The sequence below is a fragment of the Pseudomonas sp. CFBP13528 genome (assembly GCF_005233615.1).
In the GTDB taxonomy this organism is placed as follows: domain Bacteria; phylum Pseudomonadota; class Gammaproteobacteria; order Pseudomonadales; family Pseudomonadaceae; genus Aquipseudomonas; species Aquipseudomonas fluorescens_AM.
In genome coordinates, this window is the sequence record NZ_QGAJ01000003.1 from 580620 (window position 1) to 607560 (window position 26941).

Sequence of the window (26941 nt, forward strand, 5' to 3'; positions counted from 1 at the left end):
GTTTCAACCGACAGCAAAAGATAGGTGCCTGAAGTTATTGCGTTTCCATTACAACGTTATGACCGAATCAGTGAATTCCGGTGAAAAGATGGCACTTTGCTTTGATGGGCGAGCCGCCTGCACGCGGTTGCGTCCCGCATGCTTGGCACGGTACAGCGCCTCGTCGGCCTGGGCGGCCATCATCAGGCTGTCGGAGCCGTCGCACAGTTCCACCAGCCCGGCACTGAAGGTGCACCATAAGTCCTGTGGCTGAGCCGGGTAGTGGATTTCCGCAAAGCGCCCACGAATGTCGTCCAGTACTTTGCAGGCCGATTCGAGGTCGGTGTCGGGCATCACGATGGCAAATTCCTCACCACCATAGCGGCCGATGTAATCGGTCTTGCGCAGGCGCTGCTTGAGGAACAAGGCCAGGCTCTTGATGACGCGATCGCCCATGGGGTGACCGTGGCTGTCATTGACCCGCTTGAAGTGATCGATATCCAGCATGGCGAAGCTCAGCGGCTTGTTTTCGCGACGGGCGCGGAAGCTGCAGTCTTCGAGCAATTGCAGGATATGCGTGTGGTTGTACAGCCCGGTCAGGCTGTCGCGCACCATCCGCGCCTTCAAATTGCGCGCGCGCGCCGCGCGGTTGCGCACGGTGGTGATCAGATGGCGCGGCTTGATCGGCTTGGTCAGGAAGTCGTCACCGCCTTCGCTCATCGCATCGAGCTGCTTGTCCAGGTCATCTTCGGCCGACAGGTAGATGATCGGCACGCTGACATAGCGGTCGTTGTGGCGAATCACCTTGGCCAGCTCGGTGCCGGTGCAGGCGGGCATGTACATGTCGAGGATGATCAGGTCGGGCTGGAAGTCCGCCAGCTCGGCCATGGCCTGGATCGGCTCGATCAAGGTGCGGGTGACGATGCCGGCGCTGTTGAGCAGGCGCTCGGTGTGCAACGCCTGGGCGCGGGAGTCGTCAATGATCAGCACCTTATACGGCTCATATTGAGCGACGCAGGTCAGCACTTCGATCTTTTCCAGCAGGCTCGAGGCTTCCAGCGTGCCAGTGAGGAATTCTTCGCCACCGGCGCGCACGGCGGCCAGACGCGTCGGCGTGTCGGTCTCATGCAGGCTGAAAAACAGCAGCGGCAGCTTTTGCTCCAGGCCCTGCTGGGCTTCGGCGGCCAGTTTTAGCCCCAGCCCGGTGCCGCAGAAGTCGACGTCCATCACGATGGCCGACGGCAGGCGCTCGGCCATGGAGGCGCGAAACGCTGCGACGCTGTCCAGGGACTGCGCGCTCATGCCAAAAAATTCCAGCTGCTTGGCCAGGCGTTCGGCGCGGTCGTGGTCGGCCAGCATCACGTAGATCGGCTTGCGCATCGGCGGCAGCTGGGTTTGCTCAAGCTGATCGCCCTGACGCAGCCCGGTACGCGACAGGCGCTGCATCAAACGGTTGAGCTCGGTGATCAGGTGACTGCTCAGGCGGCCACGGTTTTCGTCCACGGCCTTGAGGGACTCGCCAATGTGCTGGGCCAGTTGGCGGTGCTCGGGCTGTTCGAAACGCTCGGCAAAGCGCAGCAGGCGCAGAGTGGCTTCGCTGAGCTCGGAGAAGTCGGCGTTCGACCATTCGCTGCGCTGCAGGCGCTGCCAGATCTCAAGAATTTGACGTGCCTGATGAATTACCCGCTGGGCAAAATGCTGCTTGAGACGCTCGCGGCTGGGGTCTTCTGACTCGGTCATATCCTGACTACTGTGAAGGTGCATGCTGAGGTCGACTAGTGGCCCTATGCTAGCATCTCTTTTTCTATTGCATGAGTGTCATACGTCAATTAAGTACGCGTCTGCGGTATTCATTTTTTGACCTTGTGGTCGCGCTGTGTAAAAGGCGTGCATCCTTTATAGTCCACCCTCGGGTATGCGCCAGTTTGGTTTAAAAGCGCCGCACCGATGGGCACGATGGGGTAGGGTTGTGGTCGGAGTGTTTGACCGCACCCGGACAATTGATGTGCATGAACTCAAGTGATTGAAAGGATATCGCCATGCTGGACTGGAAAAACCGTGAAGGCAGTGCCAAAGGCCCCGCCCCTGAGCCCAAGTCGGCCAACCGCAGCTACGTTCGCAACCTGCTGATGAGCCGCGCCTTGCTCAGCGTGATCTGCTTGTACCTTCTGGTCACCGGTGGCCTGGGTTGGTATTGGAGCCAGGAGCCGGCCTTGTTTCCGGTCCAGCAAAACGCCCAGCTTGCCGCCGAGAAGGAAGGCAAGCAGATGGTGATCGGCTACACCACGGTCGAAACCCTGAAAAACGTAGTGGGTACCTTGCTGGACAAGCCCGGTGGCTACATTTCCAATGATCGCTTCCCGCCAGGCCTGTGGATGGACAACATGCCGAGCTGGGAGTACGGCGTGCTGGTGCAGGTACGCGACCTGACCCGCGCCCTGCGCAAGGATTTCGCCCGTTCCCAGTCGCAGTCGGCTGAAGACGCTGACCTGGCCAAGGCCGAGCCGCGTTTCAACTTTGACAACAAGAGCTGGGTGCTGCCGTCCAGCGAGTCGGAATACCAGGAAGGCATCAATTCCCTGAGTCGCTACGAAGCACGCCTGTCCGACCCGAATCAGAAGGGTGCGCTGTTCTATGCCCGCGCCGACAACCTGAACAACTGGCTGGGCGATGTCGCCACCCGTCTGGGTTCGCTGTCGCAGCGTCTGTCGGCCAGCGTGGGCCGGGTCAAGCTGAACACCGCGCTGAAAACCGAAGCGCTGGCGCCGGGTGAAGTGCCCCAGGTCGATGAAGAAGTGGTCGAGACCCCATGGATGCAGATCGACAACGTGTTCTATGAGGCCCGTGGCCAGGCGTGGGCGCTGTCCCATCTGCTGCGCGCCATCGAGGTCGACTTTGCCGACGTGCTGGCCAAGAAAAACGCCACGGTCAGCGTGCGCCAGATCATTCGTGAGCTGGAGGCCTCGCAGGAGCCGGTGTGGAGCCCCATGATTCTCAATGGCAGTGGCTTCGGCGTACTGGCGAACCACTCGCTGGTGATGGCCAACTACATTTCCCGGGCCAACGCTGCAGTGATCGATTTGCGTCAGCTCCTCAACCAGGGTTGATGATGGACGCTACTCAAAAGGAGGCCGCCCACCGGGTAGCCTCCGATGCTGAACTGATCCAGTGGGTTGACGAACACGACAACCCGCTCGGTACCCTCGTAAGGTCCGACCTGCGCCAGCGCGGGCTGATTGGCCGTTGCACCTTTATCTTCCTGTTCAACTCCAGGGGCGAGCTGTGTGTGCATCGGCGTACCCTGAGCAAAGCGTTGTATCCCGGTTTCTGGGACACGGCAGCGGGCGGGATGGTAGCGGCAGGGGAAACCTATGCCGATTCGGCGGCCCGTGAACTTGCAGAAGAGCTTGGCGTCAGCGGCGTGGAATTGATCGAACATGACCATTTCTATTTCGAAGACGGCGACAGCAGGCTTTGGTGCACCTCCTACTCGGCGGTATGGGACGGGCCCCTGTGCCTGCAGCCCGAAGAAGTCATGGAAGCGCGCTTCCTGCCGATTGAAACGGTGTTGAGCGAGGCCAAACACAAGCCTTACTGCCCGGACGCGCAAGAAGGCCTGCGGCGCTATCTGGCGTTGCGTCGCTAAAGTTGCATGAAATGGCGCCATTTGGCCCTTAGCAACTTGGCTTTTTGCCGTTACACTGCGCCACTTTTCATCCCCTAGAGGATTGCCGGTGGCCAAGAAAGCCGCATCCTTCGCCGCCTTGGGTGGCCTGGTATTTTCCACCGATGCAGGTCGACACTGCCCGGACTGCCGTCAGCCCGTGGATTCGTGCACCTGCAAACAAACCCTGATTCCCGAAGGCGACGGCATTGCCCGCGTACGCCGCGAGAGCAAAGGCCGTGGCGGCAAGACGGTGACCACCATCACCGGCGTGCCGCTGGCCGAAGAGGCGCTCAAGGAACTTGCCACCACGCTGAAAAAGCGCTGCGGCACCGGTGGCGCGTTGAAAGACGGGGTCATCGAGATCCAGGGCGAGCATGTCGAACTGCTGTTGGCCGAGCTGATCAAGCTCGGTTACAAGGCCAAGAAGTCCGGCGGCTGAAAGCCTCTTCCCAACCTGTGTCTAAACTCTGTCCTGCGAGCGAGGTCTACCTCCCTTAACAGGCAAATCGTCATTTTCATTCTTTAGACTGCGCCAGCCTCCGCTTGAGGTGGTGCCTTCGCCTTCATTTATAGGGGACTTCGATGTCCGTACGACGCACACGCAAAGACGATGGCAGCCAATGGACAGTTGCGGACAGCCGCAGTGTTTACGGGATTCGCCATTGGGGGGCCGGTTATTTCGCGATCAATGAAGCCGGTCGCGTAGAAGTCCGTCCGAACGGTCCGAACAGCACGCCTGTCGATCTGTACGAGCAAGTCGACGAGCTGCGCAAAAGCGGCCTGTCGTTGCCGCTGCTGGTGCGCTTCCCCGATATCCTGCAAGACCGTGTGCGCCAGCTCACCGGTGCCTTCGATTCGAACATCGAGCGCCTGGAATACCAGAGCCAGTACACCGCGCTGTACCCGATCAAGGTGAACCAGCAGGAAGCGGTGATCGAGAACATCATCGCCACCCAGAACGTCTCCATCGGCCTGGAAGCCGGCTCCAAGCCGGAGCTGCTGGCCGTGCTGGCCCTGGCACCGAAGGGCGGCACCATTGTCTGCAACGGCTACAAAGACCGTGAATTCATCCGCCTGGCGCTGATGGGCCAGAAGCTCGGCCACAACGTGTTCATCGTGATCGAGAAAGAATCCGAAGTTGAACTGGTGATCGAAGAGGCCGCCAGCCTCAAGGTCAAGCCGCAGGTGGGCTTGCGTGTGCGCCTGTCGTCCCTGGCCTCGAGCAAGTGGGCGGACACCGGTGGCGAGAAGTCCAAGTTCGGTTTGTCGGCGGCGCAGCTGCTGTCGGTGGTCGAGCGTTTTCGCGCGGCCGGCCTGGACCAGGGCATCCGCCTGCTGCACTTCCATATGGGCTCGCAGATCGCCAACCTGGCCGACTACCAGCACGGGTTCAAGGAAGCCATTCGTTACTACGGCGAACTGCGCAACCTCGGCCTGCCGGTGGACCACATCGATGTGGGCGGCGGCCTGGGCGTGGACTACGACGGTACCCACTCGCGCAACGCCAGCTCGATCAACTACGACATGGACGACTACGCCGGCGTGGTGGTGGGCATGCTCAAGGAGTTCTGCGACGCGCAGAGCCTGCCGCACCCGCACATCTTCTCCGAGAGTGGCCGTTCCCTGACGGCCCACCACGCCATGCTGGTGGTGCAGGTGACCGACGTCGAGAAACACAACGACGAAATCCCGACCATCGAAAACAAGGAAAGCCTGCCGGAAACCGTGCAATGGCTGGTGGACCTGCTCGGCCCGACCGATATCGAGATGGTCACCGAAACCTACTGGCGCGCCACTCACTACATGAGCGACGTGGCCACCCAGTATGCCGACGGCAAGCTGACCCTGGCCGAGAAAGCCCTGGCCGAGCAGTGCTACTTCGCGGTGTGCCGTCGCCTGCACAACTCGCTCAAGGCCCGCCAGCGCTCGCACCGCCAGGTGCTGGACGAACTCAACGACAAGCTGGCCGACAAGTACATCTGCAACTTCTCGGTGTTCCAGAGCCTGCCGGACACCTGGGCCATCGGCCAGGTACTGCCTATTCTGCCGCTGCATCGCCTCGACGAAGAGCCGCTGCGCCGCGCCGTGCTGCAAGACCTGACCTGTGACTCCGACGGCAAGATCAAGCAGTACGTCGACGAGCAGAGCATCGAGACCAGCCTGCCGGTCCATGCCTTGAACGAGGGCGAAGACTACCTGCTGGGCATCTTCCTGGTCGGCGCGTATCAGGAAATCCTCGGCGATATGCACAACCTGTTCGGCGACACCGATTCGGTGAACATCTACCAGCGTGAAGACGGTTCGGTGTACAGCGCCGGGATCGAGACTCACGACACCATCGAAGACATGCTGCGCTATGTGCACTTGTCGCCGGAGGAATTGATGACGCATTACCGCGACAAGTGTGCCAGCGCGAAGATCTCCGCGTCGGAACGCACCCAGTTCCTGGACGCGTTGCGCCTGGGCCTGACCCGTTCTTCCTACCTGTCCTCGTAAAACATGTGGGAGGGGGCTTACCCCCTCCCACATTTGGATTGCCTTTGTTCAGTTGGCGCCCAGCCACAGCCCTTGCCGATTCAGCCGCCAGGCAATTGCCCACAGGGTCAAACTGCGCACCGCCATGAACAACAGAAAGGTGATCCACAACCCGTGGTTGCCCAACCCCTGCAATGCCCACGCAATTGGCAGTATCAGCAGCACCGTCAGCAACATCCCATTGCGCATTTCCCGCGCCCGCGTGGCGCCGATAAACAGCCCATCGAGCAAATAACTCCACACTGCAATCAACGGCAATACCGCGAGGTAGGGCAGGTAGATGTCGGCGGTTTCGCGCACGCTGGGAATGTCTGTTTGCATGGCGATAAACAGATGGCCGCCGAAGGTGAACAGCAGGGCGAACCCGACGCTGGCGATCAGCGACCATCCACAGGCAACCACCAATGATCGCCTTAACGCCTGGCGGTCACGTGCGCCAATGGCGTGGCCGCACAGGGCCTCGACCGCGTGGGCCAGGCCATCCAGGGCATGTGCCGTCAGTAACAGGCCATTGAGTAACAGGGCATTGGCTGCGACTGTGGCGTCCCCCAGGCGCGCGCCTTGTACGGTGATCATGAAAAACACCGACTGCAACGCCAGGCTGCGGATAAAGATATCGCGATTCACCGCCAGCAGCGGGCGCCAGCTTTGCCATTGCTTCAGTGCGGCCCAGGCGATATGCCCGGGATAGGCGCGCAGGGCTTTTTGCGTAAGGGCCAGGCCGAGCAGGGCGCCGGTCCACTCCGCGATCACCGAGGCGCGGGCCGAGCCGACCACGTCCCAATCCAGGCCCAGAACGAACCACAGGTTCAGCGCGATATTGACCAGGTTGGTGGTCAGCAGGATGGCCAACGGCGCACGGGCGTTCTGGGTGCCGAGGAACCAGCCGACCAGCGCGTAGCTGGCAAGCGCGGCAGGCAGCCCGAACAGGCGCGTATGGAAGAATTCCCGGGTCAGTTGGTTCAGTTCGGCCGAGGGCTGCATCCACTCCAGCGCCAGATGGCTGAGCGGAATACCCACGGTGCCCAGCAACATCGCCAGCCCCAGCGCCAGCAGCAGGCCTTGCAGCAGCACCTGGCGCAAAGCCGCGCCGTCATTGCGCCCGGCAGCCTGGGCGGCAAAGCCGGTGGAGCCCATGCGCAAGAAGCCCATGGCCCAGGCGAGGAAGGTATACAGGCTGGCGCCGACGGCCACGGCACCCAGTTGGTGGGCGTGGGGCAGATGACCGATGACCATGCTGTCGACCAGGGCCACCAGCGGCACGGAAATATTCGACAGGATCATCGGCGCGGCCAGGGCCCAGACACGGCGATGGGTGGGGCGGTGGCGCCAGTCGGCGAGCAGGGTGGACATGAAGGCTCCTTGGTGGAGCGGTATTGTAACCGTCCATTAACCACACCGCAGATCCAATGTGGGAGGGGCTTGCCCCCGATGGCGGCCTCTGGGCCGACCAGGATGTTGTGTCGATCCCGGTCCAAATGTGGGCTTGAATCCGTGGGCCGCCGCAATGGGCCATCCATGGCCCAGTGCGGCTAACCCGGCGTCCTGCCGGGTTACCCACGGATTCAAGCCTGCGTTCGGCCAGCGTGGTTTAACGGGGCGCCTGAGATCAAGATCAAAAGCAGATCAAGATCAAGAGCGGCTCGCTTCGCATCGTGGTTACGGTGGTGCTACAGAGTTGGGTAGATACGTCAGGCAACTGATTTGTTGCTGATGTACCGCTATCGGGGGCAAGCCCCCTCCCACATTCTGGTCTCCAGCGGCTGTGGGATTTAGCTGGAGCTTGAGTCCCTCCAAGAACCAATCCACCCTCCGTCGGTCAATGTGATCGGCGCCACAGCGGGTTGGTCGGCGCTGATATATAGTTCACCCTCGGTTTCCTCTGACTATGAGTGCCCCATGCTTAACAAAGGATTGTTCCTGGCCTGTGCGCTGGCCCTGCTGAGCGCCTGCGATTCTTCCGATAAACCGTCCGCGCCATCTGCCCCGGCGGCGAGCGTGGCGCCCAAGCCGGCCAAGGCGGCGGTGGATGTGGCGGCGTTGAAGCAGCGTTACGCCGGGCGTGAGTTAAGCGTGGTGGATGTGTCCGAGGTGCAGTTGGATGGGGCCAGCACCTTGTCGGTGAGTTTTTCCATTCCCCTGGACCCGGAGCAGAAGTTCGCCGACAAAGTCCATTTGGTCGACAGCAAGTCGGGCAAGGTCGACGGCGCCTGGGAGCTCTCGGATAACCTGATGGAGTTGCGCCTGCGCCACCTGGAGCCGCAGCGCAAGTTGGTGCTGACGGTGGACGCCGGGGTCAAGGCAGTCAACGCCAACACGCTCGCCGCCGAATACACCGCTCGCCTGGAAACCCGCGACCTGCAAGCCACCGTGGGTTTTGCCAGCCGCGGCACGCTGTTGCCGACGCGCCTGGCCGAGGGCCTGCCGGTGATCGCGCTGAACGTCGACAAGATCGACGTCGAGTTCTTCCGCATCAAGGCCGAGTCCCTGCCGGCATTCCTGGCGCAGTGGGGGCGCAATACCAGTCTGCAGAGTTACGAATCCCGTGAATTGCTGCCCATGGCCGATCTGGTCTACGGCGGGCGTTTCGACCTGAACCCGGCGCGCAACACCCGGGAAACCCTGTTGCTGCCGATCGCCGGCCTCAAGCAACTGCAGCAGCCCGGCGTATATTTGGCGGTGATGCGTGCTTCGGGTACCTACAACTATTCGCAACCGGCCACCCTGTTTACCTTGAGTGATATCGGCCTGTCGGTGCACCGCTACGCCAATCGCCTGGATGTGTTTACCCAGGCGCTGGAGGGCGGCAAGGCGTTGAATGGCGTCGAACTGGAAATCCTCGATGCCGAAGGCCGTGTGCTCGGCCAGGGCAAGACCGAAGACGGTGGCCACGCCGAGTTGCCGCTGCCGAAAAAAGCCCAGGTGTTGCTCGCCAAGCAGGGTGAACAAACCAGTTTGTTGCGCCTGGACAGTGCCGCGCTGGATCTGGCCGAGTTCGATATCGGTGGCCAGCCGTCCCATCCGTTGCAATTCTTTGTATTCGGCCCGCGTGACCTGTATCGCCCCGGTGAAACCGTGCTGCTCAATGCCCTGTTGCGCGACAAGGATGGCAACGCCGTCAAGCCGCAGCCGGTCAGTGTCGAAGTACGGCGCCCCGATGAACAGGTCAGCCGCAAATTCGTGTGGGAGGCCGACGCCTCCGGTCTCTATCAATACCCGCTGCAACTGGCCGGCGAAGCACCGACCGGGCGCTGGCAGCTGGTATTCGACCTGGGCGACGGCAAGCCGCAGCTGTATGAGTTCCTCGTCGAAGACTTCCTGCCCGAGCGCCTGGCGCTGGAGCTCAAGGGCAGTGACACGCCACTGAGCCCGGCGGATGACGCGGTTATCCAGGTCAATGGCCGTTATCTGTACGGCGCGCCGGCTTCGGGCAATCGGGTCAGCGGGCAGGTCTATGTGCGCCCGCTGCGCGAGGCGGTAAAAAACTTGCCGGGCTACCAGTTCGGCTCGGTCACCGAAGAAGAGCTGAGCCAGGATTTCGAACTGGACGAGAGCACGCTGGACGCCAAGGGCCAGGAAGCGCTGACCCTGGAAAGCAAATGGGCCGAGGCCAAGTCGCCGCTGCAACTGATCGTGCAAGCCAGCCTGCAAGAGTCGGGTGGGCGGCCGATCACCCGGCGCCTGGTACAGCCGATCTGGCCGGCCGAGCAATTGCCGGGCCTGCGCGGGCTGTTTGATGGCACTGAAACCAACGGCGACGGCCCGGCGGAATTCGAAGTGCTGGTGGCCAACCAGGACGGTCAGAAACTTGCCGCGCAGAACCTCAAGGTGCGTCTGGTGCGTGAGCGCCGCGACTATTACTGGAACTACTCGGACAATGATGGCTGGAGCTATCACTACAACGAGAAATTCCTCAACCTCGACGAACAAACCCTCGACATCAAGGCCGGCGACACCGCCAAGGTCAGCTTCCAGGTGGAGTGGGGCCCTTACCGCGTCGAGGTCGAAGACCCGCAGACCGGTTTGATCAGCAGCCTGCGCTTCTGGGCCGGCTACCAGGCCCAGGACAACACCGAAGGCGGCGCCGTGCGCCCCGATCAGGTCAAGCTGGCCTTGGATAAACCCGCCTATGCCGATGGCGACACCGCCAACGTCACCGTCACGCCGCCGGCGGCCGGTAAAGGCTACCTGCTGGTGGAGTCCGCCGAGGGCCCGCTGTGGTGGCAGGAAATCGACGTGCCGGCCGAGGGCAAAAGCTTTGCCGTGAAGCTTGACCCGAAATGGTCGCGGCATGACCTGTACGTGAGTGCGCTGGTGATCCGTCCCGGCGAGCGCAAAGCCAATATCACCCCCAAACGTGCGGTGGGCCTGCTGCATCTGCCGCTGGACCGTACCCAGCGCAAGCTCGGCCTGACGCTGACGGCGCCGGAAAAAATGCGCCCCAAACAGCCGTTGACGGTGAAGATCGCCGCCAAAAACGCCGACGGCAGCGTGCCCAAACAGGTGCATGTGCTGGTGGCCGCGGTGGACGTGGGCATTCTCAATATCACCGAATACCCGACACCCGATCCGTACTCCAGCCTGTTCGGCCGCAAGGCCTACGGCGTGGACCAGTTCGACATCTACGGCCAGTTGATCGAAGCCGGACAGGGCCGTCTGGCTAGCCTTGCGTTCGGGGGCGATGCGGCACTGGCCAAGGGCGGCAAGCGCCCGGACACCAGCGTGACCATCGTCGCCCTGCAAAGCGCGCCGGTCACGCTCAACGAGCAGGGCGAGGGCGAAGTCAGCGTCAATATTCCGGACTTCAACGGCGAGCTGCGCCTGATGGCCCAGGCCTGGAGCGATGACCGCTACGGCATGGCCGAAGCCAAGACAGTGATCGCCGCGCCGCTGATTGCCGAGCTGTCGGCACCGCGCTTCCTGGCCGGTGGTGACGAGACGACGTTGGCGCTGGACCTGTCCAACCTCTCGGGCAAGGCGCAGAAGCTGGAGGTGCAACTGAGCGCCGAAGGGCAGTTGGAGCTGGTCAACGGCGGCGCACACAGCGTCGAGTTGAAACAAGGCCAGCGCACCACGCTGCGCATCCCGGTAAAAGCCTGGGGCGGCCTGGGCAACGGCAAGGTCAAGGTGACGGTAAACGGTCTGGATCTGCCCGGTGAAAACCTGCCGCCGTTCAGCCGTGAATGGACCCTGGGTGTGCGCCCTGCCTACCCTGCGTTGCTCAAGCATTACCGCGCCGTGCTCAAGGACCAGCCGTGGAGCTTGCCTGCGGGCACGCTGGAGCAGTTCGACAGCGCTGGCAGCGAGGCGTTGTTGAGCCTGTCCAGCCGACCGCCGTTGAACCTCGGCGCGCAGATCAGTGCCCTCAAGGCTTATCCCTACGGCTGCCTTGAGCAAACCGCCAGCGGCCTGTACCCATCGCTGTATGCCGATGACGCGTTGCTTAAACGCCTGAGCATCAAGGGCGAGCCGGATGCCGAGCGTAAACGCAAGATCGAGCTGGGTATCGAACGCCTTCTGGGCATGCAGCGCTACAACGGCAGCTTCGGTTTGTGGGGCGCCGACGGCGAGGAAGAATATTGGCTGACCGCCTATGTCACCGATTTCCTGCTGCGCGCCCGCGACCAGGGTTTTGCGGTACCGGCCGAGGCGCTGAAGAAAGCCAGTGAGCGTCTGCTGCGCTATGTGCAGGAGCGCAACCTGATCGAAGTCGACTACAGCGACAACGCCGAACACACCCGTTTTGCCGTGCAGGCCTACGCCGGCATGGTCCTGGCGCGCAGTCAGCAAGCGCCGCTGGGGGCCTTGCGCAGTATTTTCGAGCGACGCAGCGATGCGCGTTCCGGCTTGCCCTTGGTGCAGTTGGCCATCGCCCTGCAGAAAATGGGCGACCAGCCGCGTGCGGACCAGGCGTTGCTCGCCGGCCTGGCGGCGCAGCGCAGCGCCAAGGAATGGCTGGCCGACTACGGCAGCCCGTTGCGCGATCAGGCGATGATCCTGGCGTTGCTGGAAGAAAATGACTTGGCCAAGGGCAAGCGCGAGGAACGCCTGTTCACACTCTCGGACCAGTTGGCGGCCAGCCCGTATCTGTCGACCCAGGAGCGTAATTCGCTGTTCCTCGCCGGGCGGCTCGGGCTCGCCCAGCCAGAGGCGAACTGGCAGGTGTCGCTGACCGGCAGTGGCGGTGTGCGTGAACTGAACAACCAGCAATCGACGCTGCAACTGGATGACAAGCTGCTGACCAGCGACTTGAGCCTGAGCAATCAGGGGCAAACGCCGGTGTACCAGCAACTGACGATTTCCGGTTATCCACAAGTGCCACCGGCAGCGGGCGGTGAAAACCTGAGCATCCGTCGTGAGTACCTGGGCATGAACGGCCAACCGCTGAACCTGCGTAGCCTCAACAGCGGGGATCTGGTGCTGGTGCATTTGGCGGTCAGCGCCAAGCAACGCGTGCCGGATGCCCTGGTGGTCGACCTGCTGCCCGCCGGCCTCGAACTGGAAAACCAGAACCTGGCCCAAAGCGCGGCCAGCCTGGAGAACGCCAGCAGCCAGGTGAAGGAGTGGCGCGAGTCGATGCAGAACGCGTCGCTCAAGCATCAGGAGTTTCGTGATGACCGCTACGTGGCGGCGATGAACCTGGACGGTTACGGCGGCACGACGCACTTGCTGTACCTGGCACGGGCCGTGACACCGGGCACCTACCGCGTGCCGCCGCCGCAGGTGGAGTCGATGTATCGGCCGAACTGGCAGGCGGTGGGTGACACTCCGGCGGATATGGTGATCAAGGGCCGCTGATCGCTGAAGTTGAAATGGGGATCAATGTGGGAGGGGGCAAGCCCCCTCCCACAGGGATTGTGCGGTGTGTGTGGGATCAGTGCACGACCCAGCTCAACAACCACAGCCCCAGCACCAGCCAGATGATCCCGATAATGACCGAGGCCCGCATAAAGGCGCGTACCGCCGAGTACAGCAGGAGCAACCCGACGATCAGGGTGATGATGCTGATGATCGAGGTGTCCATGCCCAGGGTGCGCGACAAGCCATCGATAAAGTTGCCGCCGGCATGGGTCAAGGCTCCGAACAAGCCGCTCAGACCGTCGACGATAAAGCGGATGACGGAGCCGAGCGCCTGGCCCAACCACTCGAAAAAGCTTTCTACCTGCATGTGCGTGTCCTGATAAGAAGGTGGGCGTAACTGTGCCTTTGGTCGTTGTTGCGACGGGCGAGTTCCCTACAAGCATAGAGGTTTGCCCGGTTGAATTTGCGTTTTGTTGCCCGCTGGACACTGGTGAGCCTGTTGTTGGTCATCGCCCTGCTATGGCTGGCCGACCGTATCTGGCCGTTGCCCCTGCCCCAGGACGACCTGGCCCGGGTAGTGCTGGCCGAGGATGGCACGCCATTGTGGCGCTTTGCCGATGCCAACGGCGTGTGGCGCTATCCGGTGCACACCAGTGAGGTCTCGCCGTATTACCTGGACGCGTTGCTGACCTACGAAGATCGTTGGTTCTATCGGCACCCCGGGGTAAATCCGTTGGCGCTGGTGCGGGCGACGTGGCAGAACCTGAGCGGCGCACGGGTGGTGTCGGGCGGCAGCACCTTGTCGATGCAGGTGGCGCGATTGCTCGACCCGCATTCACGCACCCTGCATGGCAAGTTGCGCCAACTCTGGCGTACCGCGCAATTGGAGTGGCACCTGTCCAAGGACGAAATCCTCAACCTGTACCTCAACCGTGCGCCATTCGGCGGTACGTTGCAGGGCGTGGCGGCGGCCAGTTGGGCCTATCTGGGCAAATCCCCGGCGCAGCTGACCCACGCCGAAGCCGCGCTGCTCGCAGTACTGCCCCAGGCACCCAGTCGCTTGCGCCCGGACCGTCACCCGCAACGCGCCCAGCAGGCCCGGGACAAAGTGCTACGGCGCCTTGCCGAGTTCCAGGTATGGCCGCAATCGGCGGTCGATGAGGCCCTGGAAGAACCGCTGCTGCTCGCGCCGCGCCTGGAACCGAGCCTTGCCCCCTTGCTCGCGCGCCGCCTGAACCGGCCGGACAGCCCGCCATTGATCCGCACCACGGTGGACGCCACCCTGCAACGCCGCCTTGAAGACCTGCTGCTGGGATGGCGTGCGCGTTTGCCTGAGCACACCTCGGCGGCGATCCTGGTGGTGGAGGAGGAAACCATGGCCGTACGCGCCTACCTAGGCTCTGTGGATATCAATGACGCCAAGCGCTTCGGCCATGTGGACATGATCAACGCGCTGCGCTCGCCCGGGTCCACCTTGAAACCCTTCCTCTATGGCATGGCCCTGGATGACGGCCTGATTCATTCCGAGTCCCTGCTGCAGGACGTGCCGCGACGCTATGGCGATTACCGGCCGGGCAATTTCTCCATGGGGTTTACCGGGGCGGTGCCGGCGAGTACGGCGCTGTCCAGCTCGCTGAACCTGCCGGCGGTGCAATTGTTGGAAGCCTACGGGCCGAAACGCTTTGCCGCGCAGATGCGCATCGGCGGCATGCCGCTGGCCTTGCCGGCGTTGGCCGAGCCGAACCTGGCGTTGATCCTGGGCGGTGCGGGCAGCCGCCTGGAAGAGCTGGTCAGCGGCTACAGTGCATTCGCCCGCGACGGCAAGAGCGCCACCCTGCGCCTGCAGCCGGATGACGCGCTGCGCGAGCGCCCATTACTGTCGCCAGGGGCAGCCTGGATCGTGCGACGCATCCTCAGTGGCCAGGCGCGCCCCGATCGCGACCCACGGGCCGAGCTGGTGCAACGCCCGACGCTGGCCTGGAAGACCGGCACCAGCTATGGCTTTCGTGATGCCTGGGCGATTGGCGTCGGTCCGCGTTATCTGATCGGCGTCTGGATCGGCCGGCCGGACGGCACGCCGGTGCCGGGGCAGTTTGGCCTGGCGTCGGCCGCGCCGTTGATGTTGCAGGTGCATGACGTGTTGACCAACCGCGACAGCCAGCGCGGCATCAGCGCGCCCGTCAAGGCCGTGCCGGCCAATGTGGGCGTGGCGGCAATCTGTTGGCCGCTGGGCCAGCCGATGAATCGCAGCGACCCCAATTGTCGTCGCCAGCGTTTTGCCTGGACACTGGACAACACCACACCGCCGACTTTGCAGGCATTGGATCAGCCGTTGAGCGTGGGGTTGATGGAAAACCTCTGGATCAACGCCAAGGGCTTGCGCGTGGACGCCCATTGCCCTGGCGCCGAACCGAAGCCTATCGCCCTGTGGCCGGCGCCGCTGGAGCCCTGGCTGCCCAGGGTGGAGCGCCGTGAAGCACGCATCCCGGCCGCCGACCCGGATTGTCCGCCACCGGCACTGGCCGCCGCTTCGCCGTTGTCCATAGTGGGCGTGCGCGAGGGCGATCAACTGCGTTTGCCCGCTGCCAGTCAACAGGCCCTGCGCCTGAAAATCTCCGCGCTGGGCGGTAGCGGGCGGCGGTGGTGGTTCCTCAATGGTGCGCCGTTGGGCGATAGCGCCAATCAGGACAGCATCAATGCCAGCTTTGAGCGCTTGGGGCGCTATCAGCTCAGTGTGTTGGATGAGGCCGGGCAGACTGCCAGGCTTGAGTTCAGCGTCGTTGATTAGGGCCTTATCGGGGGCAAGCCCCCTCCCACATTTGAACAGTGTTCACAGCTCAAAATTGTGGGAGGGGGCTTGCCCCCGATGAGGCCCTCAAGATCCACACCGCTATTCACTTGCCTTCACTCCCCATCCCCCTGAAGCTATACACACTCAGGAGCCCCCAATGAACCTCGAACACCTCACCGAACGCCTGCACCGCATCCGCGATGCCAACGACTGGAAGCCGTTCCACAGCCCGAAAAACCTGGCCATGGCCGCCAGTGTGGAAATGGCCGAACTGGTCGAGATTTTCCAATGGCTGACCGAAGACCAGTCGCGCCAATTGCCGGCCGATAAACTCGCGCATGCCGGCCAGGAAGTCGGCGATATCGTGCTGTACCTGCTATTGCTGTGCAGTGAGCTGGGCCTGGACATGAACGAGGTGGTGCGCGCCAAACTGGCCGACAGCGAACGGCGGTTTGCCCATGAGTGACCGGCATTTCGATCAGTTGGCCACGCGCTTCGCCGAGAAAATCTACGGCGGCGCCAAGGGCGCGATTCGCCTGGCGGTGTTGCAGGCCGATCTCACCGAGGCGTTGCCGGATCGCCCGTTGCGCGTGCTGGATATCGGCGCGGGGTTGGGGCATATGGCGTTGTGGCTGGCCGAACGCGGCCATCAGGTGACCCTGGCCGAGCCCGCCGCGCCCATGCTCGAAGGCGCGCGCCAGCGGTTCGCCGACGCCGGGCAGAGCGCCACGTTCATCCATGCGCCCTGGCAAGACTTGCTTGGCCAGCTCACCGAGCCCTACGACCTGGTGCTGTGCCACGCCGTGCTGGAATGGCTGGCCGAACCCCATGCGATCCTGCCGGTACTGCATCAATTGACGCTGCCCGGCGGTTGGTTGTCCCTGGCATTCTATAACCGCGATGCGCTGATCTATCGCAACCTGCTCAAGGGCCACTTTCGCAAGATGCGCAAGAACGATATGGCCGGCGAAAAACAGAGCCTCACGCCGCAACAGCCGCTGGACCCTCGGGAATTGGCGGCGCAACTCGAAGGGCTGTGGCAGGTCGAAAGCCAAAGTGGCGTGCGCGTGTTCCACGACTATATGCCGGTGGAATTCCAGGCGCGCGCCGAGCTGCAGGATCTGTTGGAGATGGAGCTCGCTCACCGTCGTCACCCAAGCTTTGCCGGACTTGGGCGTTATTTGCACTGGGTTTGCCGTCCGGTCTAAGCGGCCCAGTCTGCGGAGGTCGAAATGCGTCGTCTCTGTTTGATCCTGTTGTCTCTTGGGCTGAGTGCTTGCTCCAGCCCTAACCCGTACGTGGCCGCGTCGGCGCCGATGCCGCCGGCGCCGGCCCAGGCAGCCAGTACCTTTGACGCCAGCGCTTACCCGGCGCCGGTGCGCGACTATGGCGCCTACCGCAATTGGGCCTGGCGCAATGGCCAGTTGCCGGCGGGGACCGCCTGGGCGGATTCGGCCCAGGTCGCCGAAGCCGTGAGCGGGGCGCTGGACCAGCGTGGCCTGCGCCCCGTGCATGACACGCGTGCGCCGGACCTGCTGGTCAGCGCCGACGTGCGCCTGGAGAAGCGCCTGCGCCAGGTCCAGGACGATTATGGCTACGGTTATGGCGGCTACAACCGCTATGGCAATGGCTACGGCATGTACAACTCGGTGCCGGTGGTGCGTACCTATGAAGTGCAGGTCGTGGTGGTGCGAGTCAATCTGTTCGACGCCCGCAGCGGCCAGCCGGTGTGGAGCGCCAGTGCCGAAACGGGCAGCCAGGGCAGCCTCAGCGAGCGCGCCGATGCGTTGCGCCAGGCGGTGCAGAAGGCAATGACGGCGTATCCTCCGCTTTAACCGCTATTCTCAACTGAAGCCGGACCGATCATCGGAGAACCCTCATGTTTCGTCGTATCGCTACGCTTGCCGTTGTCCTGCTGCTGGGCGGTTGCCAGAGTAATCAGGTCAACCATGACTTTGACGCCAGCCGCGACTTTGGCGCCTACCGTAACTGGGCCTGGAAAGAGCCGGCGCTGCAATACCGCCCGGATGACCCGCGTATCAAGAGCGACCTCACCGAGCAGCGCATTCGTCAGGCTGTGGGCGAGCAGCTTGACCAGCGCGGTCTGCGCCCCGCCGGGCCCGGCAGTAAGGCCGACCTTTCTGTGCAGGCCTATCTGATCGTCGAGGACCGCCAGCAACAGGTCACCACCAATTACGGCGGCGCCTGGGGCGGGCCGTGGAATGGCTACTGGGGCGCGCCGATGTACAACGAAACGCGCAGCATCTCCTACAAGGTGGCGACGCTGCAGATTGATTTGCTCGATGGCAGGGACGGCAAGTTGGTGTGGCGTGGCAGTGATGAGCAGATCATGGCCAGTTCGCCGAACCCGCAGGACCGTAGTAATGCCATCCGCAGCACGGTGGCGAAGATCCTCGCCAATTATCCGCCGCGCTGATGTTGGGGAAAGGGACCTGCTCCGGTGACGGCCTTCCGGCCTCCTCGGTCATAATGTGGGAGGGGGCTTGCTCCCGATGGCGGCCTCTGGGCCGACCAGGATGCTGGGGCAGATCGAGTACATATCCATTCCTGCGGTAACGGCGGCTGGCGGTTCCGCTCTTACAGCGGGTCACTTTTGGACGGACCCAAAAGTAACCAAAAGGTCCTCGCCCCACCACTCGGCACCTCGCCCAGGCTCGGTGTGCCCGAACGCAGGCTTGAATCCGTGGGCCGCCGCCACGCGCCATCCATGGCGCGGGGCGGCTAACCCGGCGTCCTGCCGGGTTACCCACGGATTCAAGCCTGCGTTCGGCCAGCGTGGTTTAACGGGGCGCCTGAGATCAAAAGCCAGATCAAGGTCAAGATCAGGATCAAGAGCGGCTCGCTTCGCATCGTGGTTACGTTTGGGCGCTGCAGCGTTGTGTGATATCTATGCCTGATGGCATCCTGCCAGCAGGTTGGATCAGGCCGAATGCTGCGCTACGTCGCAAAGCCAGCGGCGCAGCAACTGGGCTGCCTCACCTAGCACCACATCCTTGGCCTGCACCAAATAATAGCCCTTGCCAGTCTTCACTACAGCGTCAAAGACCGGTACGAGAAGGCCTCGTTGTACGTCTTCTTCCACCAGCCATGGGCTGGTGAGCACTAAACCCTGATTGCGGCGCGCCGCGTCGATGGCCAGCTCAGACTGATCGAATTTGAGGCTGCTGGAGAAGCTATCGGGGGAGATACCGACCGATGATAGCCATTGAGACCAGTGAGCATGGGACGTCGTATAGAGCAAGGTTGCTCCCGGCAAACAATCAAGGCTGTGCAACTGGAGCCGTTCGCGGTAAGCCGGGCTGGAATAGACCCTCACCTCGTCCGGCAGGAGCAGTTCTGCGTCCACATCACTGCCATATCCATCGAAATGCCGCACCGCCAGGTCGCAGGTAGCGTCATTGAAATCCACGGTATCGGTGGAGGCGCTCAGGTGCAGTTGCACCTCTGGATGACGCTCCGTGAACAATGGCATTCGCTTGGCGAACCAGGAACTGGCGAACGCCGGCGGCAGGCTTAACCGTACCTGCCTGTCTCGAAGACCCCGGACGGCCAGGTTGGCGGTCTCCAGCTGGCGAAGAGCTGGCTTTACCTGCTCCCAGTAGCTCAGCGCTTGAGCCGTTGGCTGCAGCCTGCGCACACTGCGTACAAACAGGGGCGTTCCCAGCCAGTCTTCCAGCTTGCGGATCTGTTGCCCTACCGCTCCCGGCGTAACGAACAGTTGGCTTGCAGCAAGGCTGACACTGCCGGTGCGCATGACCGCGTCAAAGCAAGCGATGGCCCTGAGGGGCGTATCAGCTCTCATGGCGTAGTTTTTCTCTCTTATAGACTGAAAACACATGATTTGTAGCGGCTTGCGTACTTTCCCACAATCGAATTCCACCACAGCGCACAACGAATCCTGTTGCAGCTGCTGATGGGGCAACGGGTGGTCGGCTGTCTGGCAGGCCAAGTGAGGAATAAATGGTTGTCTCTATCAATGATAAAAGGTGCCAATAAGTGAGGAAGTCAGTAGATGGCGCTGCCACGGCGATCATGGTGCTGCTGTGTCTTATTTGGGGGGCGCAGCAGGTGGCAATGAAGGCCGTTGCTGGTGACATAGCACCTGTGATGCAAGTCGCTGTTCGCTCCGGAGTCGCTGCAGCCCTGGTCTGGCTAATCGGAAAATGGCTCATGCGGGAGGTGTGGTTGACAGGCGTCTGGTACCGCTCCGGAATGGTCGTGGCTGTTCTGTTCGCGGGTGAATTTCTGTTCATCGCGCAAGGGTTACGCTGGACTAGTGCTTCGCATATGGCGGTTTTTCTCTATACGGCTCCCTTGTTCGCCGCCATTGGTCTGCACCTGCGTTTGCCGGAGGAGCGTCTTGGCGCGATTCAGTGGTTGGGTATGTCTCTGGCGTTCGCAGGGATTGCCATCACCTTTCTCATGCCACGCGCTGGGTCAGCCATTCAAACCACCAACGCCAACAGTCTCCTGGGTGACCTGCTGGGCTTGTGCGCGGGCGCTACGTGGGGATTTACGACGGTAGCGGTGCGTACCAGTCGCCTGAGTGAAGCTCCCGCAACCCAGACCCTGTTTTACCAACTGGCAGGTGCCTTTCTCCTTCTGCTGCCGTTGAGCCTGCTAGCGGGCCAAAGCTCAATGACCTTTTCAAACGGTGCAGTGGCCAGCCTGGTGTTCCAGACATTAATCGTGTCAGTAGCAAGCTACTTGATCTGGTTCTGGATGCTTCGTCGCTACCTCGCGGCTCGCCTTGGAGTGCTGGCCTTCATGAGTCCGCTGTTTGGCGTACTGATGGGTTATCTGTGGCTCGCAGAGCAGACGAGCTTCGGATTTTTGCTGGGCGCAAGCCTGACGATTGTCGGCCTGCTCGTGGTGAACCTCAGCAAAGCGGTGGGACAGACTCGGGGCGACAGTTACCCAACATCCAAAAATCCCAAGGAGAAGATGCAGTCATGAAAACGTTAATCGTGTTGGCGCACCCGGAACCACGCTCTTTCAACGCTGCTTTAAAGAACGAAGCTGTCAAAACGCTGCGCGAACTCGGTCACCAGGTTCAGGTGAGCGATCTCTACGCGATGAATTGGAAGGCTGAGCTGGGTATCGATGACTTCCCCGATAATCGCGCCGATCCTGACTATCTCGATCTTTCCCGCGAGCAAGAACATGCGGTTGCAAACGATTCCCACACCGACGACGTCAAGGCTGAGCAATCGAAGGTCATGTGGGCTGACCTGGTGATTTTTCAGTTTCCTGTGTGGTGGTTTTCGATGCCCGCCATTCTCAAGGGCTGGGTAGACCGGGTGTTGAGCCGGGGGTTCGCATACTCATCAGGGCACAAGTATGGATCGGGACTTCTCAAGGGAAAGAAGGCCATGCTTTGTCTCACCACGGGCACCGCAAGCAGTCTTTACACACCTGCGGGCATTGATGGTGACTTGCATCACATACTCTGGCCTATCCATAACGGCATTCTGGCCTATACCGGATTCACCGTGCTTCCCCCGTTTGCTGCATGGGCGCCGGCGCAGCTCAGCGCTGACGAACGTCAGCACTATCTGAATTCATATGCCGACTACTTGCGCAACCTGGAAGCGGTGCAGCCGCTGTTTTTTCACCCTCGTGAAGACTATGACGACAACCAGCAACTCAAACCCGGGATTGAGGCCCGCTCGGGTGTGCAGTGGAATCCCCGTGCACAACAACGTTTTGAACAGGCTGCATCCCGTTTTTCAGGGCATCCAAAGTCCACAACCTGACGTCGGCAGGAAGCGGCAGAAAAGCTGGCGGCGTGACAGCCGAAGAGAATGTCCGAAATGACTGCACCCGTTCAAACCCTCTTCCACATTGACCATTGCCAGCCGCCACTCTTGTCTACACTCATCCATACCCTCAGGAGAGTAAGCGCTCGGCGACTCGCCGGCACAGGAGTGCTCGATGTCTCCCCGATTTCATGGCAAGCAACGTGGCGCTATCGGCCTGATGGCCGTTGGTGTGTTGGCGCTGGTGCTGGCGTTTACCTTGCTGGCCGTGGACAGCGGGCGGCTTTACCTGGAGAAGCGCCGGCTGCAGGGAGTGGCGGACACGGCAGCGCTGGAAGCGGTCAGCCGCAACGGCACCTGTGCGGCGGGTTTGAGCGCGGCGGCGTATGCGGCGCAAAGCGTGGCACGCAATCACTTTGTCGTGGGTAACGGTAATACCCTGGTCACCCGCTGCGGTGCGGTAACCACTGCGGCTTCCGGCCGACGGGTGTTCGCTGCCAACCCGGCGCTGTCGTCAGCCATTGAGGTGGTGGTCGGCAAAACCGTGCCCACCAGCGTGGCCGGTGGCATCTGGTCGATGATGTCGGGTAACTCGGTCAGCCTCGATACCCGATTGAGCGCGACGGCAGTGGCGGCCAAACCTACCCCGCCGATCGCGCAGTTGAGCATCAGGAGCACGTTGGTCAACGTTGATACCGCCAGTGCCAGCATGCTGAACGCGGTGTTCAGCGGGCTGCTCGGTGGTGGGGTCAATGTTTCTGTGCTCGGCTGGAACGGCCTGCTCAACAGCGATATCAATATGCTCAGTTACCTTGATCAATTGGCCGTCGACCTGCATGTCACCGCCGGCGACTACACCCAACTGTTAAGCACCACGGTGAGCGCCTCGCAATTGGTTCAGGCGGCAATCACCGTGCTGGGCAGCGACCCGTTGACGCTGGATGCAGTCACCGCGCTGGGCGCTATCAAAGGGGCGACGATCAACAATCCATTGCCGCTCACACTGGGCAAAATCCTGCAATTGCAGACGGGCATCACCGCCGCCGCGCTCAATGCCGATCTGCAACTCTTTCAACTGGTTCAAGGCGTGGTGCAACTGGCCGGCAACCAGAGCGCGGCGGCGGTGACACTGCCCGTGAGCCTGTTGGGTCTGGCCAATATCACCACTCAGATCAAAGTCATGGAGCCGCCGCAGTTATCGGCCATCGGCAATCCGATGCTGGCGGCGGCCAACCCGTTGGGCCCGAATAAAATTTATGTGCGCACCGCCCAACTGCGCACGCAGATAACCGTGAGTTTGCCGGTGCTCGGCAGCCTGTCCGGCTTGACCACAGCGGTGAATGACCTGGTGGGGCCACTGACACCGGTCATCAGCAGCCTGTTGAGCTTGAACCTGGTGACCACGATTAACTCGACGCTTTGCCTGTTGGGCGCCGGTTGCCAACAATTGGACGTGCTGGCACTGCCGGGCAACCTGCCGCTGCAGATTGTGTTGGATGCCGGCGGCGCCAGCAGCTATGTCACCGCCTATAGCTGCCCGGCGGGAGGCGCGGGCACCAAGAGCTTGACGGCCTATACCACCACCTCGGCGGCATCGCTGAACGTGGGTAATATCACCAATGCGTTTTCCTCTACACAGCCGATGACCGTGGCGCCGTTGGCCCTGATCGATTTCGGTATCAAGACGTGCCATAAGATCCTCGGCATCGGCAGTTGCGGACCTCGCATTCCGTTTGCGGGGGGCGGCGTCGGGATCAAGGTGCAAAGCCCGATCGTGGGCAGCAACAGTAACCAGAACCTGGTGTTTTCCAGCACCACGCCATTTGCCATGCCCGCTGATGTAGGGCTTGCCCCCAGCTATCAAACGGCCACGCCAGCCACCAACGTGGTGAGCGGCCTTTCCGCCGCCCTCAATGGCGTCGGCATTACCGCTTATCAACCGGTAGGGAGCAACCCCTTGGGGGGCGTGATCGCAAGCACAGTGTCGCTGCTCAGCGGCGTCAGCGCGCTCCTCACGCCAGTGTTGAATAACGCCCTGGGCCCGTTGCTCAATCCGATCCTCAACAACCTGTTGAGCAGCTTGGGCATCAACCTGGCGAGCGTGACTGTGGGCGCCAACCTGAGCTGCGGCCAGGCCGGCGAGGCGTATCTGGTGATTTAAGCGTCGGTGGCCCTGGGCAGTTCCACGCAGAACCGCGCGCCGTGTTCGCCGTTGCTGACGCTGAGGCGTCCGCCCATGTTTTCAACGATGCCATAGCTGACCGACAGGCCCAGCCCGGTGCCCACGCCAATCGGCTTGGTGGTGAAGAACGGCTCGAAGATGCGCTCCAGCAAACGCGGGTCAATGCCGCCGCCGTTATCTTCGACCCAGATGCGCACGTGGCGGCTGTCGTGTTCGGTCTGTACGGCGATCCATGGGCGCAGGTCCGGTTGTTTTTCCTTCAAGCCCAACAGCGCATCGCGGGCATTGACCATCAGGTTGATCAGCACTTGCTCCAGCTGGTCGGCGTAGCCTGTGACCTGCACCGCAATATCCGCCTGGGTCAGTTTGATCTCCACGCCTTTGCCGCGCAGGCCTTCGCTGAGCAGTGACAGGGTGCCTTCCACCGCCTGCGCCGGGTCGAAGGGCTGCTGCTCGACTTCCGAGCGGCGGCCGAATACGCGCATGTGGTCCACCACCCGCGCCGCGCGTTGTACCTGCGCGTCAATGCGCTGGAGTTTCTCCGTCAGGTAGTCGATCTGCACGTCGCCATTGCCCAGGCGCTTGAGTACGTTGACGATGGCCATGCGCATCACGTTCAGCGGCTGGTTGATCTCATGGGCCAGGCCGGTGGCCATTTCGCCGAGGGTGGCCATTTTCGCGCTTTGCGTCAGTTGCTGCTGGGAGCGCCGCACTTCGGTGTTGTCGCGGCCCACGGCCTGCACTTCGAGCAGATTGCCGTGCTCGTCGAACACACCACGGTCCGACCACACCCACCAGGCGTGCTCGCGCCCCGGCAGTTGCAGGCTGATCTCCGCGGTGCTCACGGGAAACTCCGGCGTCAGTTGCTCGATGCGCTGCACAAACGCCGCGCGTTGCTCGGCCGATAACCAGTGCCCCAGGTTCAGCCCCGGCAATTGGCCGGGCAGGCACTCCAGGTAGTTGGCCAGGGGGGTGTTGCCAAAGGTCAGGGTCAGGTCCGGACGGTAGCGGCAGATCATCGCCGGGGAGTCTTCCACGAGGATGCGGTAGCGCTCCTCGCTGTCCTTGACCTGTTGCGCCGCCAGCGTGGCCTCGGTGACGTCCAGCCACAGGCCGACCGCCTCCACCGGCAGGCCGAGGTCGTCGCGCAGCAACTTGGCTTCGTCGAGCAGCCAGTGGTAGTCGCCGTGTTTATCCTGGACCCGGTAGCGGCTGCGCACACTGCCTTCGCGCAGCAGTTGGCGCGTACGCTGGAAGTACAGGTCGCGGTCATCCGGGTGGACCCATTGCACCAGGCTGTCGTGGCTGCATTCGGCGAGCGTGCGGCCCAGCAGCGGCAGCAGGCTGTCGCTGAAAAACACCGGCTGCAGGGCGCCTTTCACGTAGCGCTGCACATAGATCACCGCCGGCGAGCTGGCGATCAGGTTGTCCAGGCGGGCGTGGGCGGCGTCGGCTTGCAGTTGCTGGTTCTTGATGTCGCTGATGTCGAGCATGAAGCCAATCCAGCGGCGCTGCTCACCGGCGCCCAGAACCTGGCCCTGCACGCGGTACCAGGTGGGTGGCTGGTCGCTGTCGCCACGGTTCAGGCGCACGCTGGCGAGCAAGGGTTTGCCGAGGGTCTGCAAGTCGCGCAGGCGGCTGTGCAGTTCCTGGCGATCGGCGGGGTGGATGAGGTTCAGCCAGGTTTCCAGGATTAGGCGGGCAGGGCTTTCTTCGCAGCCCAGGTTGCGCATCAATTGCGCCGCGAGCTGGATCTCGCTGTTGGCGGGCAGCAATTCCCACCAGCCGGTGCCCAGCAAGCCCTGCAGGGCTTCCTGGCGTTCCAGTTGCAGATGGTGGTGCTGTTCACGCAGACGGCTGAGCAGCGGGGCGGCGAGGGCGGCGGCGAGGTTCAGCCAGTCGCGCTCGCGTGTGTCGGCTTCACCGCTGAAGGCTGCGCACAGCAGCCACGCGGCGACGCCCTGGCCATCGCGGTAGGGCACCAGGAAACCGTCGGCATTGCCGAACACGCTGTGCAAGCGCGGGTGTTCACCGCGACCGTAGAGGGTTTGCAGGCTCAAGGGGGCGGTGCCTTCGAGGCCGTCCAGGCACGTCCCGAGGCGCTGCCCGGTGTGCCAGAACAGCGGCGCGTCATGGTAGGCGTACTGGCTGTAGATCACCCAGCCCTGGTCCTCTTGATCATGCAGCGCCAGGGCGATACACGGGATTCGCCAGCGCTGCGCCACGCTGCACAATTGTTCGTTGAATACATCGGGCAATCGGCTGAGGCTGCACACGCGCAATTGCTCGCTGACCTGGCTGGTCACATGCTGATTCTGTTCACGCTGCTCGGCCAATCGGCGGCCGTTGAGCAGATCGCCGATATCCACCGCGTGCAGACGCCACCCAGAGTCGTGCGGCTCGAGGGTGCCACGAGTGTGCAGCACCTGCCCGTCGATGCCCTGGAAATCCAGGTCAAGGCTATGGCGCTGCCAGTCGGCGGGAACGCCCTCCACCGCCAGCGCGCTATGGGCGCGCAGCAAGGCGCGCAGCGGCGCCGCCTCGGCATGGGGCGCCAGCTGTGAGCGCAGTGTGCCGCTGATACCGAGCACCTGGCCTTGCGCATCCAGTTGCACCTGCAAACCGGCCGAAGGCGGCGCAGCAGGCGCGATCGCCAGCGCGCGGCCACGGCCAAGCAGACGCCCGAGCAGTTTGTCCCCCGAGGTCAAAACTGCAGGCTCGACTGGGCCTGCAGCGTCACCGGCAATCGCGGCACGCTGCCAATGCCGGGCAGCACAATGAAGGGCATTACCGCGTGCAGATTGGCAGACGGATAGTTGATCTGCACCGACAGCAGGCCACCCACGAAGGTGGTGTTGACGTGTGTCGCTGCATTGAAATTGAAGGCGCTGGGGATCCACCGCAGGCGGTCGGTGACTGCGCTTCTGGCGGTGGTTTGCACGGCGGTGCTGTAGCCCTGCATCGCCGGGTCGAGCCCTACACTAAGGCGCACCGCTTCGGCGGTAGCCTGGTTGAACGACTGCAGTAACAGCAGCGGCAGGCTATAGCTGACCATGCCATAGAACACCGCGAAAAAAATCACGAAGACGGCCACGAACTCGATCGCGGCCGTGCCTTTCTGCTGGTGGGGGAGGCTAGTTTTCATCACCGCGTCTACCCTGACGGCTACTACTTGATATCAGCATAGAATCAATCGGCGAAAAGGC

The 26941-nt window shown here is 62.4% G+C and carries 19 protein-coding genes; 13 read left to right on the forward strand and 6 right to left on the reverse strand.

The window, feature by feature from the left end; all coding sequences use genetic code 11:
• Positions 1-48: 48 nt before the first annotated feature.
• On the reverse strand, positions 49-1719 hold the full coding sequence (locus tag PspCFBP13528_RS09225; protein WP_065951440.1) for a PleD family two-component system response regulator: 1671 nt from the start codon (positions 1717-1719) through the stop codon (positions 49-51).
• A gap of 299 nt (positions 1720-2018) precedes the next feature.
• Between PspCFBP13528_RS09225 and PspCFBP13528_RS09230 the strand changes: the two genes are divergently transcribed.
• The 4 genes from PspCFBP13528_RS09230 (at position 2019) to speA (ending at position 6142) form a co-directional block, all read left to right on the forward strand.
• On the forward strand, positions 2019-3086 hold the full coding sequence (locus tag PspCFBP13528_RS09230) for a DUF2333 family protein (protein WP_065951439.1): 1068 nt from the start codon (positions 2019-2021) through the stop codon (positions 3084-3086).
• A 2-nt stretch (positions 3087-3088) separates the two neighbouring features.
• Positions 3089-3625, forward strand: coding sequence for an NUDIX domain-containing protein (locus PspCFBP13528_RS09235; protein ID WP_065951438.1), 537 nt, complete (start codon positions 3089-3091; stop codon positions 3623-3625).
• Positions 3626-3713: 88 nt separating this feature from the next.
• Positions 3714-4085: a translation initiation factor Sui1 gene (locus PspCFBP13528_RS09240; protein WP_057724111.1), complete on the forward strand. Its 372-nt coding sequence runs from the start codon at positions 3714-3716 to the stop codon at positions 4083-4085.
• Between the two features lie 143 nt (positions 4086-4228).
• On the forward strand, positions 4229-6142 hold the full coding sequence (gene speA, locus PspCFBP13528_RS09245) for an arginine decarboxylase (protein ID WP_065883466.1): 1914 nt from the start codon (positions 4229-4231) through the stop codon (positions 6140-6142).
• Between the two features lie 48 nt (positions 6143-6190).
• On the opposite strand, the gene PspCFBP13528_RS09250 is transcribed toward speA, so the two are convergent.
• Positions 6191-7534 (reverse strand): MATE family efflux transporter, encoded by a 1344-nt coding sequence (locus PspCFBP13528_RS09250; protein ID WP_137200038.1) that lies wholly within the window; start codon positions 7532-7534, stop codon positions 6191-6193.
• Between the two features lie 546 nt (positions 7535-8080).
• On the opposite strand from PspCFBP13528_RS09250, the gene PspCFBP13528_RS09260 reads away from it, so the two are divergent.
• Entirely contained in the window at positions 8081-12979 is a 4899-nt protein-coding gene (locus PspCFBP13528_RS09260) for an alpha-2-macroglobulin (RefSeq protein ID WP_137200039.1), read from the forward strand.
• A 76-nt stretch (positions 12980-13055) separates the two neighbouring features.
• Here the strand turns inward: PspCFBP13528_RS09260 and PspCFBP13528_RS09265 are convergent, their stop codons facing one another.
• Complete coding sequence (locus PspCFBP13528_RS09265; protein ID WP_065951435.1) at positions 13056-13349, reverse strand: hypothetical protein; 294 nt, start codon at positions 13347-13349, stop codon at positions 13056-13058.
• A gap of 90 nt (positions 13350-13439) precedes the next feature.
• On the opposite strand from PspCFBP13528_RS09265, the gene pbpC reads away from it, so the two are divergent.
• The 5 genes from pbpC (at position 13440) to PspCFBP13528_RS09290 (ending at position 18210) form a co-directional block, all read left to right on the forward strand.
• Positions 13440-15770, forward strand: a complete 2331-nt coding sequence (gene pbpC / locus PspCFBP13528_RS09270; RefSeq protein ID WP_065951434.1) for a peptidoglycan glycosyltransferase PbpC — start codon at positions 13440-13442, stop codon at positions 15768-15770.
• Between the two features lie 160 nt (positions 15771-15930).
• The gene (locus PspCFBP13528_RS09275) at positions 15931-16239 is read left to right on the forward strand and encodes a MazG-like family protein (RefSeq protein WP_065951433.1); all 309 of its coding nucleotides are present in this window, start codon (positions 15931-15933) and stop codon (positions 16237-16239) included.
• Positions 16232-16981: a methyltransferase gene (locus PspCFBP13528_RS09280; RefSeq protein WP_065951432.1), complete on the forward strand. Its 750-nt coding sequence runs from the start codon at positions 16232-16234 to the stop codon at positions 16979-16981. Before PspCFBP13528_RS09275 ends, PspCFBP13528_RS09280 begins: the two co-directional genes overlap by 8 nt.
• A gap of 24 nt (positions 16982-17005) precedes the next feature.
• The gene (locus tag PspCFBP13528_RS09285; RefSeq protein ID WP_137200040.1) at positions 17006-17608 is read left to right on the forward strand and encodes a DUF4136 domain-containing protein; all 603 of its coding nucleotides are present in this window, start codon (positions 17006-17008) and stop codon (positions 17606-17608) included.
• A gap of 44 nt (positions 17609-17652) precedes the next feature.
• Positions 17653-18210 carry a DUF4136 domain-containing protein gene (locus PspCFBP13528_RS09290; RefSeq protein WP_065951430.1) on the forward strand — a complete coding sequence of 186 codons (558 nt, stop codon included), beginning with the start codon at positions 17653-17655 and terminating at the stop codon, positions 18208-18210.
• Between the two features lie 504 nt (positions 18211-18714).
• On the opposite strand, the gene PspCFBP13528_RS09295 is transcribed toward PspCFBP13528_RS09290, so the two are convergent.
• Entirely contained in the window at positions 18715-19632 is a 918-nt protein-coding gene (locus tag PspCFBP13528_RS09295; RefSeq protein WP_137200065.1) for a LysR substrate-binding domain-containing protein, read from the reverse strand.
• 194 nt (positions 19633-19826) lie between these two features.
• Between PspCFBP13528_RS09295 and PspCFBP13528_RS09300 the strand changes: the two genes are divergently transcribed.
• The 3 genes from PspCFBP13528_RS09300 (at position 19827) to PspCFBP13528_RS09310 (ending at position 23714) form a co-directional block, all read left to right on the forward strand.
• Positions 19827-20750 carry a DMT family transporter gene (locus PspCFBP13528_RS09300; protein ID WP_206666793.1) on the forward strand — a complete coding sequence of 308 codons (924 nt, stop codon included), beginning with the start codon at positions 19827-19829 and terminating at the stop codon, positions 20748-20750.
• Complete coding sequence (locus tag PspCFBP13528_RS09305; RefSeq protein WP_065951428.1) at positions 20747-21550, forward strand: NAD(P)H-dependent oxidoreductase; 804 nt, start codon at positions 20747-20749, stop codon at positions 21548-21550. Before PspCFBP13528_RS09300 ends, PspCFBP13528_RS09305 begins: the two co-directional genes overlap by 4 nt.
• 178 nt (positions 21551-21728) lie before the next feature.
• Positions 21729-23714, forward strand: coding sequence for a pilus assembly protein TadG-related protein (locus PspCFBP13528_RS09310; RefSeq protein ID WP_065951427.1), 1986 nt, complete (start codon positions 21729-21731; stop codon positions 23712-23714).
• On the opposite strand, the gene PspCFBP13528_RS09315 is transcribed toward PspCFBP13528_RS09310, so the two are convergent.
• Positions 23711-26443 carry an ATP-binding protein gene (locus PspCFBP13528_RS09315; protein WP_101221005.1) on the reverse strand — a complete coding sequence of 911 codons (2733 nt, stop codon included), beginning with the start codon at positions 26441-26443 and terminating at the stop codon, positions 23711-23713. The two genes, PspCFBP13528_RS09310 and PspCFBP13528_RS09315, sit on opposite strands and share 4 nt — an antisense overlap.
• Positions 26440-26880, reverse strand: a complete 441-nt coding sequence (locus PspCFBP13528_RS09320) for a TadE family protein (protein WP_065951425.1) — start codon at positions 26878-26880, stop codon at positions 26440-26442. The genes PspCFBP13528_RS09315 and PspCFBP13528_RS09320 overlap by 4 nt, the downstream gene beginning before the upstream one ends.
• Positions 26881-26941: the final 61 nt, after the last annotated feature.